We start from the raw sequence: 13,985 nt of genomic DNA on the forward strand, positions 1-13,985 counted from the left end.
CGCTGCACAATCGAAGCGGATCTATACTGTCATGCACTGTAATGCCTCTCTCTATATTAAAGAGGAAGAAATCGGTGCTGTCAATAATATCCCCAAAATATAAAAACCGCCTCCCTTAGCGGGCAAGCGGTTTATGTATGTGTGTATTTATGCTTGAGAAGCAGCGTGGTGAAAAGAGAAGCTGATGGTAGTGGACATGGACTTGGAACGCTTGGTTGCAAGCTGTTTGGCTTGCTTTGCTGCCTCAAACATACTAGGTGCCTTGATGATTTCAACCCATCTGCGTGTTGCTGTTTCAAATAAAAAGCGATAGATAGTCATCTTCTTCGACCCTCCATGGTTTGTTGACATCTACATTGTATTACGTAACAGCCTGAAAAAGGTTACGTAGCTGTTACATATTTTTGAAGAAAATATGGTTATTCTGTAAATCGTAAATTGTTTCCGAAAGTAGCGTTACGTTTTGCGAAATGTTACGTCTTTAGTATGTGATGTTTACGAAAGCTTCCATTTTGAAAGAACGAATGAGGTGCGACAAACGATGGTCAATTCAACAGGAGAGCTGACGGTGACAGGGGTCAATCACAGCTACGGAACAGGGAAAATCAAAGTTCCCGTGCTGTATGATATCAACCTTCATATCAACAAGGGTGAATTCGTGGCTCTGTGCGGCTCGTCGGGTTCCGGTAAGTCTACGCTCTTGAATTTGCTTGCAGGTTTGACCAAGCCGGAGGAAGGGAGTGTCACGGTTAGCGGAGCACAGATTTCCAGCTACAGCGAAAACGAACTATGCATGTTTCGCCGTAAAAATATGGGATTTATCTTCCAGTCATACAATCTGCTCCCCAATCTGACAGCGCTGGAAAACGTAGAGCTTCCCTTGATTTTTGCAGGCGAAAGCAAGAAAAAACGTCGGGCTAAAGCAACGGAAATCCTACACCGCGTAGGGCTGGAAGGTCGTATCGACCACAGACCCAATGAGCTTAGTGGTGGACAGCAGCAGCGTGTGAGTATTGCGAGAGCGCTCGTCAATCAGCCTGGCATCATCTTGGCGGATGAGCCGACGGGGAACCTGGACTCGAAGACGGAACAAGAGATTCTCCTATTAATGAGAGAAATGAACAAGGAAAATGGGACTACGTTCATCATCGTTACCCATGAGCAGGAAGTAGCAGAACAGTCCGACCGCGTCATTTATCTCCAGGACGGACGGGTTGTACAAAAAAGGACAAGACCAGCGTAGGCGAGGGTATGAGGTGAACAAACAGTGAAGGTAATAGATTCTTTTCGCATCGTCTGGAGGAATCTGTGGCGAATGAAGCTGCGGACAGCCCTCACATCGGTTGGTGTTATGATCGGAACGGCTGCAATCGTCGCGATGATGGCACTTAGTTTAGGGCTTAAGGAAAGTGCGGTAAAAAGCTTGGAGAACTTCGGAAACTTGACAGAAATGGACGTCGAGCCATTGCGTTGGTACGAGGAAAAAGGCGAATGGATTGATGTTCCAGAGGATAAAGTCAAGAAGCTCAATATGCAAGCGGTGCAGGAATTAAAAAAGATTCCTGGCATTCAGGCAGTTATGCCGATAAAAGAATTACGAGAGCAAGCGAAGCTTAAGGTAGGTAGACGTGAAGGTTACGTACAGCTTATTGGGGTGGACGTGAATGAGTCGGCTGCCTATCGAAAAAACGATATTGAAAAAGGAGACTATCTGACAGGCTCACCGCAAGAAGTGGTAGTCGCTTTCGATGTCTCTCGAGAATTGCGGGATGTGGAAAAAGAAAAGCGGGAGGAACGGCGAAGAAGGACGGGGGGTGGACAAGCTGGACAGTCCACTATGCCACCTGATATGGGCGGTGGAGAATCAATCGGGTTCAACATCGTGGACAGAGCAGCGACACTCATTTTGTCACGGGAATACAGAATCGACGATGAACCGAAATACGAGAAAAAGGAACTGCGCGTTCGGGTTGTCGGTCAATTGAAAAAGACTGAAGAGCGCGGATCTTCTTCTGCCGTTTACGTGCCCATTAACGTCGTGAAAGAGTTGAACGACTGGGTAACTCGCGGGAGGGAAGAGGAGAACAACGAGGGATCGACACGGCGCACCCGTGAACAAGCTAAGAAGGATACCTTTGAATTTGATCGGATCACGGTGAAGGTAGAATCACGCGAAAAGGTCGAGGGCGTCGTTGCTGCACTGAAGGAAAAGGGCTTTGAAGTGTGGTCTCCTGCACGTGAGTTGGAAACCATCAATAACTTTTTCTTTGTGATTCAGATGGTTCTCGGTGGAATTGCTGCCATTTCCTTGCTCGTTGCAACCATTGGAATCGTCAATACGATGATCATGTCGATTTTGGAACGAACCAAAGAGATTGGGATCATGAAAGTAATTGGTGCTACGGTGCTGAATATTCGTTGGCTGTTTTTAATGGAATCAGGCTTTATTGGATTAATTGGAGGATTGGCTGGTCTCGGGATGGCGTGGGGAGCAGTTGAGCTCGTCAACTACTTCGGAGCGTCTGGCGGGCTGTTGGATAGCCTGAATATGGGCTACGGCGGTGGTAATCCGGAGGGGGAACCATCCAAGCTCGCGGTTATTCCAGGCTGGCTGGCACTGTTCGCAATCGGTTTTTCCTTTGTTATCGGGGTGTTGGCGGGAATTTTCCCAGCCATCCGTGCTTCCCGTTTAAGCGCACTGCAAGCGATTCGATCTGAATAAGTGATGGAATGTGAGGAACATAAGATGAACAAGAAAAAGTGGATTATTCTAGCCACAGTTGTGGTTCTCCTCGGTGGAGGCGGCTACTTCGGCTATTCGTACTTCCAGAGCAAGAATGCAGTTACCGAAGAAGTACCTGAAGAGAAGCCGACCTTCCCGACAGCGATCGTTGAAAAAGGAGAGGTAAAGAAAACGATTTTCTCATCCGGTACGATAGAAGCAAAGGCACGTGAAGAAGTGAAGCCGGAACTCAGTGGAAAAATTCAGCGTCTTCTAGTGAAGGAAGGACAGTCAATAAAAAAGGGTGACGTATTGTTTACGATAGACAGTACAGATGCCCAGTTTGAGGTGCAGAAGCAAGAGCTTGCGATTATCCGTGCAAAAAAAGAACTGAATGAAATCAAAGACAAAAGAGACAAAATCAATGCAGATAAGGAAGGCAAAGTAATCGAAGTGCTCGCAAAAGAAGGCGACACGGTTACGCCTGAAACACCTGTCGTCAAGTTGGCTAACACCGACTATTTGAAAATTACCGGCAAGTTCACAGCATTTGAGTCAGAACGATTCTCAACAGGACAAAAAGTGAAGGTCTTCATTAGTGCCTCCATGTACTATGTGGATGGGATTGTAACGAATGTAGACCGAGTTGGAAAAAAAGAACAAGGCACCGGTGGTGTTCACGACGTCGAAGTTTTGGTAAAAAAACCAGGCGCGCTTTATGTGGGAGACATGGGTGAAGTCCAATTCACAGATGAAAAGGGCGTGCTTTACGCCAGCCAAAAGGCGACGGCGTTTGAACTGCCAGATGATATGGAAATTTTGGCAGGTACGCATGGCAAAGTCGGAAGAGTAGACGTAAAAAAAGACTCCATCATCAAGGTAGGGCAGCAATTGTTCAAGATGGATATGACATCGGCAGGTCTCGAACTGCAGGAAAAAGAGCTTTCTTTGAAAGAGTCCATTTTGACCATGGAACAGAAAAAACGTGAAATTGCGAAAAATCAAGTGACGGCTCCAATAAATGGAGTGATCACAAAAGTAAATATTAAAGAAGGTGAAACACCAGGCTCCGATCCAGCGGTTATTATCATGGACACTACGTCTGTGTACTTTATCGCAGCGGTTGACGAGTTGGATATTCCAGCAGTGAAGCTCGGTCAGAGTGTCGATGTCTACGTATCAGCATTTGGCAATAAACCCTTTAACGGAAAAGTTATAGAGCTTCCAAAAGAGGGGAAAAAAGAAGAGAAAAATGTCCGTTTTGCTGTGAAAATTGAATTGAGCGATACGACTGATATGAAGCATGGAATGACAGGTGACTGCGATATTTATGTAGCACAAGTGGACAATGTTTTGCGCTTGCCGATTAATGCTGTTGAGGTTTTAGAGGCGGGTCAAGGCACCGTCATGGTAAAGGACCCGAGCACAGGTGATCCAACACCAAAAGAAGTACAAATTGGTGTCGAAGGAACTGATTTTATTGAAATCAAAGGCGGCTTGAATGAAGGAGAAGAAGTTCTCTTGACCAACGAAGGGATGTAAATTAGTCTTTCTTGGTTCATTTGATTAAGAATAGCCCTGTTGCAAATGGCCATAGACCAAGCAACGGGGCTATTCTTTTTTCACCAAAAGATCTTAACATTTTGTTTGTAATTGTAGCGTTTTTGTCATTTCGGCCGTCAAACTATGTAGAGGATGGGAGATTGTACAGCCGTTTTCCTTTGCAAACTGATCGGCAACAGGTGCCATGGAGAGCTGTGCCACTGCAATAGGTTGGTCTGGAAATGTTTGGTGGAGCTGGTGCAGGGCGTCTTTTATCGCTTCTCTGTATGATTCCTGCTTGTTTTCCATGAGCAGGGCAAAAGCATTTTCAATGATGCTTACTCGTATCTCTGGATAAAGGTTGTGAGAATGGGCGTGTTGCACGAGACGCTCCATCGTAGGTTGGACAGTAGCGGGATTGGAGAACAGAAGAACTTGTGGCTCTGTATATCGTGCAAGCTCATGAAAAAAAGGTCCATCGATTGTGAAGATGGGGACAGTAGTAGTTGCCTCATCCTCTAGTGTTACCAGTGCGGCATACTGCGTGCAAGTGATCACGATTGCATCGACCGCCAAGCTCTGCATCCAGCTTAGTTGCTCACGTAATTTGGCATGCGATTGTTCCTTGGTATGCACAGGAGTTCCCTCGTTTTGCAGGAGTAAACTTGGATCAACAAAATGAATGAGCTCTACGTCAAAGGCTGCGAACGCATCTGATATGAGGGAAATATTCGAATCATGTCCATGGAGACAGGCAATACGAGTCATTGTGCAGCTCCCCCATGTACAGCATCAGTCTCTGATTTCTTATGGGCAAGGACACGAATGCGTTTGTAATCGAGCACCCATTGACCATCTTGAAACAGAGCAGGACGAAGTAAGCCAGTGACTTCCCTACATACTTGCTGGATTTCATCTGCGGACAGCCCCGCAAAAAAAGGACTGCAAAAAGAATTCAACCAATGCGAAAGCCCCAGTTCCCCATCAGCCATGACTGTGGGACGATCAAAATGGGAGGCAAGTACAACGTGGAAGCCTTGCTTCTCCAAAAGAGTCGTGTACTCTCCAATGCTGGGAAAATACCAAGGTGATCGCTCATCCGCGGATATTCCTTTTTGTGCCAAAATAGTCCGTAATGCCTTTGTGATTTGACCGCAATTGCCGTGTCCTCCGAATTCCGCGACAAAGCGTCCACCGGGAGCAAGAGCCAACCAAATGGTCTCAACGACTTCAGCAGGACGTTTCATCCAGTGGAGTGCGGCATTGGAAAAGACAGCGTCGTAACAGATATCTGTACGATACGTATGAGCATCGGCTACTTCAAAAGCAAACTGCGGATATTTATGGCGAGCAGCCTCAATCATGGCGGCAGAAAAGTCGATTCCTGCCACATTTGCTCCGGAAAGCGATAGTTGAGCACACAGGTCGCCTGTTCCACAGCCTAGGTCAAGAATGCTTTCTCCAGGAGCCGGCTGTAGCCAGTCCACTAATCCTTTGCCGTATTCAGAAACGAAATTCATTTTGCCGTCGTATAGCCCGGCATTCCATTGATTGGTTTGAATCATCTGTATCCCTCCCTACCTTCCTTTTTACCGACTGAAAAGACATAAGTCAAATCTATATAAATTATTAAATAGATAGTTTTTAACTATATCGAGCTTAGGAAAAAGCGTGAGAACATAAAGGATATAACACGGTTATTGTCGAATAAAATCAGTTGTTCACATACAAATACGTAAGACAAAAAGTAGGAGGACAGTTCGTGAAAAAATGGGTTGTAAAAGCACTTCTCGTGTGTTTGGCAACTGGTACCTTTTTGTCAGGTTTGTCAGTACCGCCAGCCATGGGAGCCGGGGCAACAGCATCCATGAAAAAAAACAGCCAAGTATCTAAGCCGATCCGGAAGCAGCCTGTTCACGATATGGTTATCTTTAACGATTATCAGGTTGCGGGACTGGATTCAAAAGGTTGGAACTGGGTGAAGAATGATGAGTTTATTCTACCTCCGGAGACACCACTCGATATTGACGTGATACAGACTACTTATGGAAATGGAACAAACCTAAGTCGGAAGCAAGTATATTTGGATGGTGTAGAATTAACGGAGTTACAAATGGAGCAAACCTCAAATCAAGCTGTGTTCAAATGGCAGGTACCTCGCTTTACAATTCCCGCAGCGAAATTGTCTGCTGGCTCTCATACGTTGACCTTTGTGGTGACTGATGCCAATGCAAAGAGCAGTACGTTACACGTAAGCTTTCAGGTAGAAGCACAAAATTACCCACGTATTTATAAGGGAGAAAAAGCAGAGGGAGAGCCTTTGTCGACAGGTGAGCAGACGACCATTTTCGGAAATATGGGGTCAACTGATTTTAACAGTTCTGTACCTGGTACGTGGAAGCTAACAAACAAGTCTACGAACCAAGAAATGAGATCTGTTCCTGCTACTGTGTTTTCAACAGGTACGTTGCTGACTGGTCAATACCAACTCCTTTTTCTACCTGATGATACCTCGATGTCGCCTTGGACGACGACAGTTCAGATTGGCATGGCGGAGCTATATATGGGTACAGATGCAAGTGGTCAAAAACTGGCACCGGATCAGACCATTACTGCCCCGGAGCCACCAGGTAAGATTTCTTTGTATTCGGCATACCTAGGTCGATGGTCGGTGAACGGAACTGGACAAACGTTGACAAATGCGCAACATTTTGAAGTTGATATCCCGAAAATGCTGGCGGGTATGACGATTTCTGTCACTTTTGAGCCAGATTCCAAGGAAAACAAAACGGATTCCTTATGGGGTAGTTCTACGTCGACTACGATTCACATACAAATTCCAGGTGCACCGAATGCTTGTGGTCCCACAAGCGGAGATGTCACGTTGGATGTGTTGATGCAACCAAACGAAAAATCTACACTCATGGTCGAGAAAGCAAACGTGTATTCATCAGACAATACAGTGAGGCTCTATCAAAACCCGGTACATGTGATATGGCTGACTACAGCAGCAGAGCATATCGAATTCGGTAGTGAAGCTGATGACGATGAAGGACCAGGCGTATGGGCAGTCGATAACGTCGTGGTCGATAGTGATAAATTGAATTGGGATCATACAGGCTTGTTACTGTCTGGCTATAAGCCAGGGCGTTACAAGGTAAACTATTACAGCAAAAGAGACCCTGCCAAGTCATGGTGTGGTTACATACAGGTCATTGAGGACACGCCACCAATCCCAGCGTCCCAAAGTTGTGATCCAGGTGATTCAGGTATAGCTCCACCACAAGCCCCAATGTTCATGAGAGGAAAAGAGGGCAAGGAATATCGAGATGGAGATATTGTGACTGTGGAATCTGATAGCGATCTTGCTGAATTGGAAAACCTACAACTCATCTCCACGTATGCAGAGCGGACTGGGACGAAGAAAATTAGAGAGAGTAGGAAGGCTTCCTCTTACCATATGCCCAAGTATGAGTGGATATATGGAGAGAACGCCATTGGTGCTAGACAAGAGCACAGCAGTGCTACGATATCTTCAGAAAACCGGATCGAGATCTCCTACGAAGGAAAAGAAATCACTACCATTAAGCCTTCAAATCGAGATGACGGCACTGAAAACGGAATGGAATCACTTGATATTAGCAAATACATTAATCGGCAGAAGCCCGGCAAATACGAGATCAAAATAACCAACATCCTTAGCAACAAGACTTGCCAACTCGTTACAAGACAAAAAAGATCAGTCAAAAAAACAGACGTTGATGAACGAAAAGAAACGATCGCATTCACAATCGAAGTGAAATAACGATTGACCCCCTTGCACTTTTTGGCATGGGGGTTTTCGACTACATGGGGAGGAAGTCCAATGACAAATGAGCAGAAGACGATCTTGGAAAAGTTCGGGTTTCGAATCGAAGGAGAGGAAGTGAAACATTTAAAGCTGGGAATCGTAAGAAGTAAAAAAGAATTCGTCTGTCACGCCACGTCAGAAGAGTTGCAGGACTACATCAAGTCCATCTTGCGCAACCAATGTCAGTGGAGGCGAGGAGAATCTGAGTGAGCAGCCAGGGAGGTTGTTGGGGTTGAGTGAGTCTAGGGAGTCATTGGTTACGGCATTACGTGAAGTGGAGGATTGGGAGAGGGACCAGAACGACTTGTGGTTCTGGGAAAAGCTTGGCAGACTTCCGTTTGTTCTGTTGGATCGGATTACGCCTGCATTCGTTCAAGAGAAGCTGGGAAAAGCCGTAGATGAAATGGCAGCCTTTCTTGAGACAGGTGGAACTTATTTGGTGCAGGATGAACCGATTTACAAGCGGTTTGGCAAACGGTTAGAGGGACAGGGGGCGTCTGTTGTTGACAAAGAAGAGATTGCCGCTGTACCGCTTACGATCATGAATGATGTCGCAATGGAGCTAAAGGATTCACGTGCGAATTTTGCCACGGTACAAGGTGCCACGACTGGCTTCGGAGGGATTTTTACCCTCGCGATCGATATCCCTTTATTGATGGGGACATCCCTTAAAGTATTACAAGAGATGGCTCTTGCCTATGGCTATCGACCTGAAGAGAAAAGAGAGCGGCTGTTTGTCGTCAAATGCTTGCAGTTTGCTTCATCAGACATTGTAGGGAAAAAAGCGATACTCGCTGAGCTCTCCCGCTTTGATGATCCAAATGCGCAGAGAGAGGTTATGGCGCAATTGCAGGGATGGCGTGAAGTCGTGGTAACGTACACAGAAAACTTTGGGTGGAAAAAATTGTTTCAAATGGTGCCGATTGCAGGTATTTTGTTCGGGGCGTATTTGAACCGTTCAACCGTACAGGATGTCGCCGAAGCGGGGATGATGCTGTACCGCAAACGGCGTATCCTGGAGCGGCTGCGAGAGGGCGAAAAGAGCGAGGAAATTACTGAGCCCACTCCTCAGCAGTAAGAGCGTAGAGGAGATGGTCCTCCCATACACCGTTAATTTGCAAATAGCGTAACGAAAGCCCTTCCTGGCGAAAACGGTTTTTTTCCAAGACGCGAATGGAAGCTTGATTGCGAGGCATAACAGCAGCTTGTACTCTGTGCAGCCCAGCATCCGTTAAAGCAAAGCGGAGGGCGAGATTTACTGCTGATGTCGTATAACCTTTGCCATTGCACGCCTGATCCATAAAGTAGCCAATCGTCGCATTTTGCCATGCGCCACGTGCGACATTCGACAACGCTACACGTCCAATCATCTTTCCGGATTCTCGGGAGAATACGCCGAAAGCATAGGCAGTACCACGTTCAAAATCAATCTGCGCTTGTGAAATTTGTTCTTGCTGTCCTGTGAGTGTCAGAAATGAAGCGGGGCGGATTGGTTCAAATGGTTGGAGAAAGTCATGATTACGCAGCCGAAGCTCTAGGAGCTCGGCTGCGTCTTGTTGTTGGAGAGGCCGTAAGAGAATCTCGTCCGTATGTAGTGACATGAGATCAATCCTCCTTAAAAAGTTGGATTGATAGTATAGCATGTGCCAGAGTATTTGGGAAACATCAATTAGCCGAGCAATTCAGCAAATGACACCCCAAATGCTTTGCACGTTTCCACTTCTTTTGCAGTAGGAGAAAGCTCGATTTTCAAACCTTCCAAAGGAGTTTCCGCACCACGCTCGCTCGCCTTTTTCAGCAAAATATCAACAGCTGCACCGACATGCTCGTAAGCGGAGTCGCAAGAGCCAAAAGCAACAACCTTTTTCCCGCTGAGGTCAATATTGTCCATTTCCTCATAAAAATCCAGGCATTCGTCTGGCAGTTCACCGTCGCCCCATGTGTAGGCACCAAGCAAGATTCCGTCGTAAGCTTCGAGTTCTTTTGCGTTCGCATCCATCACTTCTTTTATCTCCAGCTCAGCACCAGTTGAACGAATACCTTCTGCAATTGCTTCAGCAATTTCCTGAGTATTCCCTGTCATGCTCGCGTATACCATCAAAATGCTCATAAAACGTAAAACCTCCAATTCAGATAATGAGTATCATTCTCATCAATAAAAATAATGAAAATGAGAATCGTTGTCAATAACTTTTTTCTTATTGCCACGTTTCATTGATTTTGGTAGAGTTAAATAAAATTATAATAATGTACTCTAAATAGAGGTGCGCCGAAGAAGAGTAAGTCTTTTCGCAATCTGCCAGGGGGCAGGAGAAGGAAGAAAGGCTAAAGCGCCGAAGCTTATGCTATGCCCCTACGTAGCACAGGCTGGGGTGTCTCATGAAAAATGATCATCCTGTCACAAGGGACCTAAAGTCTTTTTGTGGAGCGCTATTTATGATTTGCTTCTGTAGTAGTAAGAGCAATGAGATAGCGAATGCACTCATTGCTTTTTTTGATTTACTATGCTGTTATTTTGAGGAGGATGTAACCATGAACATGATGGATGCCAACGAAATTATCGCGTTTATTCAAAAAAGCGAAAAGAAAACACCAGTGAAGGTATATGTGAAAGGGAACCTGGAGGGAATCGACTTTGGTGCGAGCTCCAAAGCTTTCATTACTGGTCCTACTGGTGTTGTTTTTGGTGAGTGGAAAGAGATTGAGCCAGTGCTCGCTGCTAACGCAGACAAAATTGAAGATTATGTGGTAGAAAGCGACCGCCGCAACTCCGCCATTCCATTGCTGGATACAAAAGGAATTCAAGCACGTATTGAACCAGGCGCAATTATCCGTGACCAAGTGACAATCGGTAACAATGCGGTCATCATGATGGGTGCTTCCATTAACATCGGCGCAGTTATCGGTGAAGGTACGATGATCGACATGAATGTTGTTGTAGGTGGACGTGGAACCATCGGGAAAAACTGCCACATCGGCGCTGGATCGGTTATCGCAGGCGTTATCGAGCCACCATCTGCACAGCCAGTTGTTGTCGAGGACGATGTTGTCATCGGAGCAAATGCTGTCATTCTGGAAGGTGTTCGCGTAGGAAAAGGTGCTGTCGTTGCAGCGGGTGCTGTCGTGATTGAAGATGTACCCCCATACGTAGTAGTTGCGGGAACGCCTGCACGTGTGATCAAGCAAATCGATGAAAAAACTCGTTCCAAGACAGAGATCAAGCAGGAGCTACGTCAGCTGTAAGGGAGAGAGTGCACATGGACTGGCGTTCGCTCGATGAACAATATATCGTCTCCTCTTACAAAAGACTTCCGATTGCCATAGAAAAAGGCGAAGGAAATTACTTGTACGATACGAATGGAAAGAGCTACCTCGACTTGTTTACCGGACTCGCGGTAAACGTTTTGGGGCATTCTCATCCGCGCATTGTACAGGCTCTGCGTGAGCAGGGAGAGCGCTTCTTGCATATTTCCAATGTATTTTTAAATAAGCCAGCTATTCGTTTGGCCGAGCGTTTGGTTGCGAACAGCATTAGTGGAAAAGTGTTTTTCACCAACTCTGGTGCAGAGGCTACAGAGTCTGCGATCAAGCTGATTCACAAATGGACGAAGAACGAGGGAGCAGGTCGTGAAGGCATCGTTGTCTTACGCAACAGTTTTCACGGGCGAACACTCGGAGCAGTGCGTCTGACGAGGCAGGCTCACGTCTATCAAGACTTTCCTCAGCCGGCTTTTCCTGTTTATGAACTGGATGTGGAAGACACGGAAGGATTGCGAGCGATTTGCCAGGAAGCAAGACCCGCTGCGGTCCTCATGGAGCCAGTCTTGGGTTCTGGCGGTGTCGTGCCGTTAACGGAAGCGTTCTTGCGAGAGGTAGCTGCGATCTGTGAACATGAAGGCATGCTCTTTGTCATGGACGAGATCCAGACAGGAATGGGCAGAACAGGAAAGCTGTTTGCTTATGAGCATGCAGGCGTAACGCCAGACCTGATCCTTTTTGCCAAAGGCATAGGGGGAGGGCTTCCCCTCGGCGGTGTCATCGCTGGCCCAAGGCTGATGAACCAGTTCAAACCGGGGGATCACGGAACGACTTTTGCACCATCGCCACTGTCTGCTGCCCTAGGGAATGTCGTGTTGGACGAATTGCTTGATCCAGCCTTCAGCGCTCACGTAGAAGAAGTGATTGCGTACCTGTGGTCGGGCTTGGAAGCGCTGCGAACGCGTCTTCCAGATCAGCTGCAATCCCTTCGCGGAAAAGGCTTAATGGTTGGAATTCCGCTCTCTTCCACCCCGGAAGAGGTAAGCCACTTGCAGCAAGCATTGCTTGACGAAGGAATTCTCGTTGACGTGACGCAGAAAACGATTGTTCGTCTGCTTCCGCCACTGACGTTGACAAAAGCCGATGTGGACCGTTTCCTTGCTGTGTTTGAGGAGCAATTAACAGCAAGAACAGGTACGAAAAAGGAGGCGTAGACCATGACGACTTCCTTGTTTTCACAAATTCGCCGAGACTTGCACCAAATACCGGAGCCAGGCTTCGCTGAAGTGAAGACGCAACAATACTTGCTCGATTATTTGAAAAAGCTGCCCCAGGAGCGAATCGAGATCAAAACGTGGCGGACAGGCATTTTGGTCAAGCTGGCAGGAACAAAGCCAAAACGATTAATTGCCTGGCGTACGGATATGGATGGCCTGCCGATCGTAGAGGAAACGTCCTATCCGTTTCGCTCGCTTCATGAAGGATTCATGCATGCATGCGGTCATGACATGCATATGGCAATTGCTCTTGGCCTCCTGACGCATTTTACCGAGCATCCGATGGCAGATGATTTGCTGTTCCTCTTCCAGCCGGCAGAAGAAGGTCCTGGCGGTGCGGAGCCGATGATGGAAAGTGAAGAGTTTGCGGGGTGGCGACCGGACTGCATTTTTGCCCTGCATATCGCGCCAGAATATCCGGTCGGTCATATTGCGACGAAGCCAGGAATTTTGTTTGCCAACACTTCTGAGTTGTACATTGATTTGGTTGGCAAAGGGGGGCATGCAGCCTTCCCGCACAAGGCGAATGACATGGTGGTTGCAGGAAGCCATCTTGTGACACAGCTTCAATCGATTATTTCGCGCAATATGGATCCATTGGATTCGGCTGTCGTAACGATTGGCAAGCTGGAGAGCGGGACGAAGCAGAACATCATCGCAGAGAAGTCCAGGCTAGAAGGGACCATCCGAACCTTTTCGATGGAATCGATGGCAATCGTCAAGAGCCGCATTGAATCTCTCGTAAAGGGAGTGGAAATAGGCTTCGATTGCCAGGCAACAATTGACTATGGGGTTGGCTACTGCCAGGTTTACAACGAGGAGCAGTTAACGACAGACTTCATGCAATGGGTACAGGAACAATGTGAAGAAGTAACTCTTATCACCTGCAAGGAAGCCATGACCGGAGAAGACTTCGGTTACTTTTTGAAAGAAATTCCCGGCTTTTTGTTCTGGCTGGGTGTGCAAACGCCGTACGGCTTGCATCATTCTAAAATTGAGCCGAACGAAGACGCGATCGAAGTTGCCATTCGACTGGTCTCCCGGTATTTTACATGGCTTTCGCAACAGGAGTAGCAGGTGTCAGGAACAAAAAAGAGTGGCTGGATAGCCGCTCTTTTTTCTGTGTCATTCCCAGCCGTATTTTCGTCAAGAGTAAGAAGTAGTTACTAACATCTCTGTGCATAAGTCTTTCTTCCTAAGGTTTTTGTGCTTGTGGATAATGTGGATATTGTTGAAAAAACTTATCAGGGCAGCACAACTATTTCCTTTTCCAAACGTATAAACTAGAGAGAAGAAATTTCGGAAAAACAAGCGCTGCCGCGCACACATACAGGAG

15 protein-coding genes and 1 riboswitch are annotated in these 13,985 nt (G+C 46.8%); of the genes, 9 read left to right on the plus strand and 6 right to left on the minus strand.

Annotation, left to right across the window (positions count from 1 at the left end; genetic code table 11):
• Nucleotides 1-147: 147 nt before the first annotated feature.
• Complete coding sequence (locus POF51_RS06050) at nt 148-321, minus strand: hypothetical protein (protein ID WP_007723176.1); 174 nt, start codon at nt 319-321, stop codon at nt 148-150.
• Nucleotides 322-541: 220 nt separating this feature from the next.
• Here POF51_RS06050 and POF51_RS06055 point away from each other — a divergent pair, with 220 nt between their 5' ends.
• From POF51_RS06055 to POF51_RS06065, 3 genes are read left to right on the plus strand one after another with little or no spacing between them, the layout of a single operon-like run.
• Nucleotides 542-1,243, plus strand: a complete 702-nt coding sequence (locus POF51_RS06055; protein WP_017249629.1) for an ABC transporter ATP-binding protein — start codon at nt 542-544, stop codon at nt 1,241-1,243.
• A 24-nt stretch (nt 1,244-1,267) separates the two neighbouring features.
• On the plus strand, nt 1,268-2,722 hold the full coding sequence (locus tag POF51_RS06060; protein ID WP_017249628.1) for an ABC transporter permease: 1,455 nt from the start codon (nt 1,268-1,270) through the stop codon (nt 2,720-2,722).
• Between the two features lie 24 nt (nt 2,723-2,746).
• A complete protein-coding gene (locus tag POF51_RS06065; RefSeq protein WP_017249627.1) occupies nt 2,747-4,264 on the plus strand; it encodes an efflux RND transporter periplasmic adaptor subunit in 1,518 nt (505 codons plus the stop codon).
• Between the two features lie 93 nt (nt 4,265-4,357).
• Here the strand turns inward: POF51_RS06065 and POF51_RS06070 are convergent, their stop codons facing one another.
• Both POF51_RS06070 and POF51_RS06075 read right to left on the minus strand, forming a co-directional pair.
• Nucleotides 4,358-5,032, minus strand: coding sequence for a hypothetical protein (locus POF51_RS06070; protein ID WP_069851236.1), 675 nt, complete (start codon nt 5,030-5,032; stop codon nt 4,358-4,360).
• Nucleotides 5,029-5,829 carry a class I SAM-dependent methyltransferase gene (locus POF51_RS06075; protein WP_083261715.1) on the minus strand — a complete coding sequence of 267 codons (801 nt, stop codon included), beginning with the start codon at nt 5,827-5,829 and terminating at the stop codon, nt 5,029-5,031. Before POF51_RS06075 ends, POF51_RS06070 begins: the two co-directional genes overlap by 4 nt.
• A gap of 197 nt (nt 5,830-6,026) precedes the next feature.
• Between POF51_RS06075 and POF51_RS06080 the strand changes: the two genes are divergently transcribed.
• From POF51_RS06080 to POF51_RS06090, 3 genes are read left to right on the plus strand one after another with little or no spacing between them, the layout of a single operon-like run.
• Nucleotides 6,027-8,069 (plus strand): hypothetical protein, encoded by a 2,043-nt coding sequence (locus tag POF51_RS06080; protein WP_069851232.1) that lies wholly within the window; start codon nt 6,027-6,029, stop codon nt 8,067-8,069.
• Nucleotides 8,070-8,129: 60 nt separating this feature from the next.
• Nucleotides 8,130-8,324, plus strand: coding sequence for a hypothetical protein (locus POF51_RS06085; RefSeq protein WP_170831631.1), 195 nt, complete (start codon nt 8,130-8,132; stop codon nt 8,322-8,324).
• 13 nt (nt 8,325-8,337) lie between these two features.
• Nucleotides 8,338-9,192, plus strand: coding sequence for an EcsC family protein (locus tag POF51_RS06090; RefSeq protein WP_069851230.1), 855 nt, complete (start codon nt 8,338-8,340; stop codon nt 9,190-9,192).
• Here the strand turns inward: POF51_RS06090 and POF51_RS06095 are convergent.
• The gene (locus POF51_RS06095; RefSeq protein ID WP_069851228.1) at nt 9,167-9,715 is read right to left on the minus strand and encodes a GNAT family N-acetyltransferase; all 549 of its coding nucleotides are present in this window, start codon (nt 9,713-9,715) and stop codon (nt 9,167-9,169) included. The two genes, POF51_RS06090 and POF51_RS06095, sit on opposite strands and share 26 nt — an antisense overlap.
• A 68-nt stretch (nt 9,716-9,783) precedes the next feature.
• Nucleotides 9,784-10,224 (minus strand): flavodoxin, encoded by a 441-nt coding sequence (locus POF51_RS06100; RefSeq protein ID WP_017249620.1) that lies wholly within the window; start codon nt 10,222-10,224, stop codon nt 9,784-9,786.
• Between the two features lie 141 nt (nt 10,225-10,365).
• Nucleotides 10,366-10,555: riboswitch (Lysine riboswitch) on the plus strand.
• A 91-nt stretch (nt 10,556-10,646) separates the two neighbouring features.
• On the opposite strand from POF51_RS06100, the gene dapD reads away from it, so the two are divergent.
• The 3 genes from dapD to POF51_RS06115 are packed head-to-tail and all read left to right on the plus strand — an operon-like array spanning nt 10,647 to nt 13,723.
• Nucleotides 10,647-11,357 carry a 2,3,4,5-tetrahydropyridine-2,6-dicarboxylate N-acetyltransferase gene (gene dapD / locus POF51_RS06105; protein ID WP_007723196.1) on the plus strand — a complete coding sequence of 237 codons (711 nt, stop codon included), beginning with the start codon at nt 10,647-10,649 and terminating at the stop codon, nt 11,355-11,357.
• A gap of 14 nt (nt 11,358-11,371) precedes the next feature.
• On the plus strand, nt 11,372-12,586 hold the full coding sequence (locus tag POF51_RS06110) for an aspartate aminotransferase family protein (RefSeq protein ID WP_069851226.1): 1,215 nt from the start codon (nt 11,372-11,374) through the stop codon (nt 12,584-12,586).
• Nucleotides 12,587-12,589: 3 nt separating this feature from the next.
• Nucleotides 12,590-13,723 (plus strand): N-acetyldiaminopimelate deacetylase, encoded by a 1,134-nt coding sequence (locus tag POF51_RS06115; protein ID WP_106836857.1) that lies wholly within the window; start codon nt 12,590-12,592, stop codon nt 13,721-13,723.
• Here the strand turns inward: POF51_RS06115 and POF51_RS06120 are convergent.
• On the minus strand, nt 13,698-13,832 hold the full coding sequence (locus POF51_RS06120; RefSeq protein WP_256436311.1) for a hypothetical protein: 135 nt from the start codon (nt 13,830-13,832) through the stop codon (nt 13,698-13,700). The two genes, POF51_RS06115 and POF51_RS06120, sit on opposite strands and share 26 nt — an antisense overlap.
• Nucleotides 13,833-13,985: the final 153 nt, after the last annotated feature.

This window comes from Brevibacillus sp. AG, from assembly GCF_028369215.1.
Lineage (GTDB): Bacteria > Bacillota > Bacilli > Brevibacillales > Brevibacillaceae > Brevibacillus > Brevibacillus porteri.

Excerpts from the sequence above, each read along its gene's own strand:
- POF51_RS06050 (WP_007723176.1), bottom strand. The coding sequence starts at position 321 with ATGACTATCTATCGCTTTTTATTTGAAACAGCAACACGCAGATGGGTT.
- POF51_RS06055 (WP_017249629.1), top strand. The coding sequence starts at position 542 with ATGGTCAATTCAACAGGAGAGCTGACGGTGACAGGGGTCAATCACAGC.
- POF51_RS06065 (WP_017249627.1), top strand. The coding sequence starts at position 2,747 with ATGAACAAGAAAAAGTGGATTATTCTAGCCACAGTTGTGGTTCTCCTC.
- POF51_RS06070 (WP_069851236.1), bottom strand. The coding sequence starts at position 5,032 with ATGACTCGTATTGCCTGTCTCCATGGACATGATTCGAATATTTCCCTC.
- POF51_RS06075 (WP_083261715.1), bottom strand. The coding sequence starts at position 5,829 with ATGATTCAAACCAATCAATGGAATGCCGGGCTATACGACGGCAAAATG.
- POF51_RS06085 (WP_170831631.1), top strand. The coding sequence starts at position 8,130 with ATGACAAATGAGCAGAAGACGATCTTGGAAAAGTTCGGGTTTCGAATC.
- POF51_RS06095 (WP_069851228.1), bottom strand. The coding sequence starts at position 9,715 with ATGTCACTACATACGGACGAGATTCTCTTACGGCCTCTCCAACAACAA.
- POF51_RS06100 (WP_017249620.1), bottom strand. The coding sequence starts at position 10,224 with ATGAGCATTTTGATGGTATACGCGAGCATGACAGGGAATACTCAGGAA.
- dapD (WP_007723196.1), top strand. The coding sequence starts at position 10,647 with ATGAACATGATGGATGCCAACGAAATTATCGCGTTTATTCAAAAAAGC.
- POF51_RS06110 (WP_069851226.1), top strand. The coding sequence starts at position 11,372 with ATGGACTGGCGTTCGCTCGATGAACAATATATCGTCTCCTCTTACAAA.
- POF51_RS06115 (WP_106836857.1), top strand. The coding sequence starts at position 12,590 with ATGACGACTTCCTTGTTTTCACAAATTCGCCGAGACTTGCACCAAATA.
- POF51_RS06120 (WP_256436311.1), bottom strand. The coding sequence starts at position 13,832 with ATGCACAGAGATGTTAGTAACTACTTCTTACTCTTGACGAAAATACGG.